The 5,173-nt window shown below is 66.8% G+C and carries 4 protein-coding genes and 1 pseudogene; 3 read left to right on the top strand and 2 right to left on the bottom strand.

Annotated features, from left to right (window positions below):
* Positions 1–448: helix-turn-helix domain-containing protein (locus tag ENN83_RS08970; protein WP_287186088.1), on the top strand; the 448-nt coding region annotated here is incomplete at its 5' end.
* Positions 449–615: 167 nt separating this feature from the next.
* On the opposite strand, the gene ENN83_RS08965 is transcribed toward ENN83_RS08970, so the two are convergent.
* Both ENN83_RS08965 and ENN83_RS08960 read right to left on the bottom strand, forming a co-directional pair.
* Positions 616–1,074: a host attachment protein gene (locus ENN83_RS08965; RefSeq protein WP_287186086.1), complete on the bottom strand. Its 459-nt coding sequence runs from the start codon at positions 1,072–1,074 to the stop codon at positions 616–618.
* Between the two features lie 289 nt (positions 1,075–1,363).
* Entirely contained in the window at positions 1,364–3,067 is a 1,704-nt protein-coding gene (locus tag ENN83_RS08960) for a Na/Pi cotransporter family protein (protein WP_287186084.1), read from the bottom strand.
* 482 nt (positions 3,068–3,549) lie between these two features.
* Between ENN83_RS08960 and ENN83_RS08955 the strand changes: the two are divergent.
* Both ENN83_RS08955 and ENN83_RS08950 read left to right on the top strand, forming a co-directional pair.
* Positions 3,550–4,307 (top strand): annotated as a pseudogene (locus tag ENN83_RS08955) (ABC transporter substrate-binding protein); the annotation flags it as partial.
* 58 nt (positions 4,308–4,365) lie between these two features.
* Positions 4,366–5,154 (top strand): ABC transporter ATP-binding protein, encoded by a 789-nt coding sequence (locus ENN83_RS08950; RefSeq protein ID WP_287186082.1) that lies wholly within the window; start codon positions 4,366–4,368, stop codon positions 5,152–5,154.
* Positions 5,155–5,173: the final 19 nt, after the last annotated feature.

The following is a 5,173-nucleotide window of genomic DNA, read 5'->3' as shown; positions in this document are numbered from 1 at the left end:
GGAAGCTGCACATGTCGAGACCGTTCCCGCCGACAAGATGCTCTGGCACGACGACGCGCCGCCATCTGCCGTGGGCATCGTGGTCTCCGGCTATCTGCGTTTCCAGCGTCACAGCCGCGATGGCACCGGGCTGATCTCGCTTGCCGTCGCGCGGCGCGACATCGCCGATCTTCTGGCCACCTCGGTCGAGACGATCTGCCGGGTCTTCAAGACGCTCGAACGCGATGGCCTGATCCGCCTGCTGGATCCGGCCCATATCCTGTTTCTCGACATCGACGCATTGGCCGAACGTACCGACCTGACCGATGGCGAAGTTCCTTGCGCGCCGGGGCCTGTCGGACCGAAACCCGGTCTCGCGCACGGGCCGATGACACTCATCAATGCATCATCTGCGGGTGAGCCATTAGTCTCGGTTCTGCCAGCATGGAGGGGTGGACGACCGGATTGAGCGCCGCAAAGGCTATCTGGGGGTGGGCCTGATCCGGGGGGGATCGTCATTGCCCGGGGCGCGCGCGGGCGTTGACACGCGCAGCGCCGGGGCGTTGCTCTCCATGCTGTGCATCTACGAAAGAATGTCATGAGTGCTCCACGCCGGACCGCCCGGCGCGGCGCATCTCAGGCTTTCGGGCTGGCCAGTTCGGTCCGCAGAACGTCCTGCAACTCGGTTTCCGAGAGATAGATCGCGCATCCGCTCCGTTCCGCAGCAATCACCTTCGCCAGTCGCGAGGGCATCTCCGCGCGCAGTTGCGCCAGGATGGCCGGGGGCGCGAAGATCGCGAGCCGGTCGAAATCTCCGGCAACCCGGTGCGTTTCCAGGATCTGCACCACCTGACGCACGAAGTCGCGCTGGTCCAGGGCCAGAGGATCGCTGCTACCTTCAGGGACAGGCGGCGGGATCGGGGCGGCGGCCCCCGCATCGACGGGCGGATGCTGCATCGCCTCGATCAGGTGACGGTGCCTGGCCCGCATTACCAGTTGCGTGGCCAACCCGCCCGCGCCGGGCAGGGAAAGCCCGCGCAAAATGCGCGCGCGCGTCGCCGTCATCGCAAGCCCCCAGACCCGGACGCTTCCCATGGCAAGCCCCCCCCTTGCGGACAGATCGCCCTGTCTGCCACGCGGCCAATGCCCTGTAATTGACCGCCGTCAAGCACCGCACAGACGTCAGGGGATGGGAGGCGGAATACGCTTGATGCCGGACATCTCGCCCAAAGGACCACATATCCCTTTCGGGGCAGCCATATCGGCGCTGCGCGGCCGGGAGGTGTGTTTCCCATCTCGCGTTCCGATCACTCCAGATCGCAGCACGGGGGACCCGAATGCACCGTCCCCGCCCGGCCCAATTCCGCGCGACCGGGCGCGGCATTCACTCCGCGGCGCGGTTTTCCGCCGGGCCGTTGGCGTCACCGGCATCGGGCGCAGAACGCTCCACGAAGATTCCAATCTCCGTCCGCGCGATCCGGCGCAGGATGCGAAAGATGTCGTCGAAGGTCTGGGTCAGTTCGATCTCTCTTGTATAGGTGTGCAACCGACGCGGCGCATCGGCCCTCAACCGCACGACCTCGTGCGCGGCGGCCTCCTCCATCAGCGCCGAGAACCCTGCCTTCATCTCGCGCACCTTTTTCGCTGGCCCGGCATCCTGCGCCTCCAGCGCGAAGGCGATCCCGTCGAAGGCGCGCAGAACCTCGCGATGCAGCCGCCCCAGCATCGCCGCGGTTTGCGGGCTTATCACCACGTTCTCCTCGTGGCGCTTGCGCGCCGAGGTCACAAGCCCCGTGGCCACCAGATCGCCGATATGTTCAAGGTCATTGGCGATGCGCATCAGCGCCAGCAGCCGTTTGGACTGTTCCTCGGGCAGTCGGCCCAGGCCCGCCTCTCTCAGATAACCGACGATCTCGCGGTGCAGCAGGTCCACAGCGCGGTCCGCCACCTTCAGCCGGTCGATCTCGAACGGGCTGCCCGAGACGACCGTAGGCATTGCAGCGTCCAGCTGGCTCCGGACAAGCTCGGACAGGTGCCCCACCTCGAGCCGCGCGGCATCCAGGGCGAAGGCGGGCACCTGAAGGAGTTGCCGGTCCAGATGGCGCGGTGCGTGCAGCGGCTCGACCCGCTCGGGCCGGTCCGGCAGCAGCCAGAGCACCAGGCGGCTGAGTTGCCCGGTAAAGCCCAGGAACAGGAACGCATTGGCCAAATTGAAGATCGTGTGGGCATTGGCCAGATGGCGCGGCGTCGAGGCGCCCTCGGGGGCGGAGAGTTGCGCCAGAACCGCAAGCTGGTCGATGAACCCGATCCAGAGCACGACCCCCGCGACATTGAAGATCACATGTACCATCGCCGCCCGGACCGCCTCGCGCGGCTGCCCGATTGAGGCTAGAAGCGCGGTCATGCAGGTGCCCACATTGGCGCCCAGCGCGATCGCGATGGCTGTTTCCAGGCCGACCAGACCCTGCCCCGTCAGCACGATCGCAAGTCCGGTCGAGATGGATGAGGATTGCAGCAACGCGGTCAGAAGCGCCCCGGCCAGGGCCGCCAGCACCACATTGTCGAGTGTCGCCAGCAGATCGAGAAAGGCCGGAACGTCGCGCAGCGGCGCCATCGCCGTCTTCATGGTTGCCATGCCGAAGAAGATCAACCCCATCCCCAGCACGATCCGCCCGATCTCGGCATGACGGCTGCGCCGCGCCAGCAGCGAGCCGAAAAAGCCCAGCGACAGCATCGGCAAGGCCAGCGCATCGACATCGAAGGCCAGAACCTGCGCGGTCAGCGTCGTGCCGATATTGGCGCCCAGGATCACCGCGACGCCCTGCGCCGAGGTCATCAGCCCGGCCGAGATGAATCCCACCAGCAGCACCGTCGTCACCGAGGAGGACTGGATCAGCGCCGTCACCACCGCCCCCGCGGTCAGCCCGGCAAAGCGGTTGCCGGTCATCCGCGCCAGGATCGTCTTCATCGACTCGCCCGCGACCTGCTTGAGCGCGCGGGTCATGATCTCCATCCCGAAGAGGAACAGCGCAAGCCCACCCACCATCGTCGCCGCGATGGTGCCGACCTGATCGAGGCCGGGGGTCATGCGGCACGCCCCTGCCCGCCGCAGCCATTGGCCGCGCAGCGATTGGGGGTCATGTTGCCATGTCGTGGCATGGGAGGCTCCGGCCAGATGACGCGGAACGGGCACCGTCAAGGGGCCGCTTCGCCTGCATCGCTGACGCGCAAGTTCACAACACCTGCGGTGCCTTGGCAACGGCAAAGCGGACCGCGCCGGGGGGCAAGCACCGCGCGGCGACAAGGGGGAGGATGGGTCCCTGCCGGAGAGGTCTGTCAGGCCGACGGTTGGCAACGGCACGCCCCCGGCGCCCGCATTTCAATAGCCATGCGCGTGGTTTTTCAGCATCATCTCGCCGAAACGCGTGTTTTCCGAACCGGATTTCTGCTCTTGTCCCGATCCCGGGCCACGTCGATTAAACTTTGCGCACGCCGTGGCCACGGCCGCCGAACAATACCAAGTAGAGCGACCCATGTTCCGACATGCCCCTGCCAGCTTCGCCGCCGCGGCACAGCCTGATGAAATTCCTCGGCCAGAACCCCGGCGCCCCCGTGATCGCGGTGATGATGGTCCATGACAAGCCGCCCTTCGCCATGGTCGGGCGCAAGTCGCTGGGCATCGAAGCGCCGGGCGATATCGCAGGCAAGGTGCTGGGCGCCCGCCCCCCGATGGCGACGGGGCGCAATTCCCGAGCTTCGCCGCCGGGAATGGCATCGACATGGCGACGGTTACGGTCGAACCTGTGGGCTTCCCGGTGCGCGAGCCGATGCTGGCCGAGGGCAAGGGGGCCGCGGTCACGGGCTTTTCCTTCTCCTCGACGCTGAACCTCAAGCGGCTCGGCGTTCCGGCCGAGGATATCCCGGTGATCCTGATGGCCGATCATGGCGTGGCGCTTTACGGCAACGCGATCATCGCCAACAGCGATTTTGCCCGGGCCAATCCCGAGGTGATCACCGGCTTCCTGCGCGCCGTGGCCAGGGGCTGGAAGGACACCGTGGCCGACCCCGGGGCCGCCATCGACAGTCTGATCCGGCGCAACCCCGCCGCCGACAAGGCACTCGAGACCGAGCGGCTCCAGATGGCGCTGGCCGACAATGTGATGACCGACTGGGTCATGGCCAATGGCATGGGCAATATCGACCCCGAGCGCATGGCGCTGGCCATCGAGCAGACGAAATCGGTCTACGAGTTCATCAACGCGCCCGACATGGCGCTGTATTTCGACGCCTCCTTCCTGCCCGCTGACGGCAGCCTGTCGATGGAGTGACAAGGGTTCCGCCCCCAGGTCCGCCTTGCGCCGGCCCGGGGGCGATCCCTCATCCGGCATGGACAATCTCATCGACATCAAGGGCGTCACCCACGCCTATCGCACAAAGTCCGGCCCGCTGCCGGTGCTGGACGATCTGAACATCTCGGTGCCCGAGGGCGAATTCGCCGCCGTCTTTGGCCCCTCGGGCTGCGGCAAGTCCCCCCTGACGCGGCTGATCGCGGGGCTGATGAAACCCGACCGGAGAGAGGTCTGGCTGCATGGCGAACGCGTCACCGGCCCGCGCAGGACGGTAGGCATGGCGTTCCAGAACCCGGTCCCGCTGGAATGGCGCACGATCCTGCAGAACGTGATCCTTCCGCTCAAGATCATCGCGCCGGGGATGCCGCGCCGGGACCGAGAGGCGCGCGCGCTGCACCTGCTCGAGATGGTCGGCCCGAAGGGTTTCGAGCACAAGCGCCCGAGCGAGCTGTCGGGCGGCATGCGCCAGCGCGCCAGCCTCTGCCGCGCCATCGTGCACAAGCCCGACGTGCTGGTCATGGACGAACCGTTCGGTGCGCTCGACGCCTTCACCCGCGAGGATCTGTGGCAGACCATGCGCGATCTGCGCGTGGCCGAACCCTTCACCTGCGTTCTCATCACCCATGACCTGCGCGAAAGCGTCTTTCCGGGCGATCAGGTCTTCGTGCTGTCGGGTCGGCCTGCCCGCACCCAGGCCGTGCTGGATGTGACCCTGCCCGCGAACCGCACGCCCGACATCCTGTTCGAGCCCGCAGCCCAGGACATGCTGCATTACCTGCGCGACCAGATCCGCATCGCGCAGGGCCGTGACGGAGAGACCCACTGATGGACATGTTGCGCAAGAT

It is taken from the genome of Rhodovulum sp., from assembly GCF_011048875.1.
In the GTDB taxonomy this organism is placed as follows: domain Bacteria; phylum Pseudomonadota; class Alphaproteobacteria; order Rhodobacterales; family Rhodobacteraceae; genus Rhodovulum; species Rhodovulum tesquicola.
This window is presented reverse-complemented; position numbering and strand designations above follow the sequence as displayed.

Coding starts and splice junctions, on each gene's coding strand:
- ENN83_RS08965 (WP_287186086.1), bottom strand. CDS start 1,074: ATGGGAAGCGTCCGGGTCTGGGGGCTTGCGATGACGGCGACGCGCGCG.
- ENN83_RS08960 (WP_287186084.1), bottom strand. CDS start 3,067: ATGACCCCCGGCCTCGATCAGGTCGGCACCATCGCGGCGACGATGGTG.
- ENN83_RS08950 (WP_287186082.1), top strand. CDS start 4,366: ATGGACAATCTCATCGACATCAAGGGCGTCACCCACGCCTATCGCACA.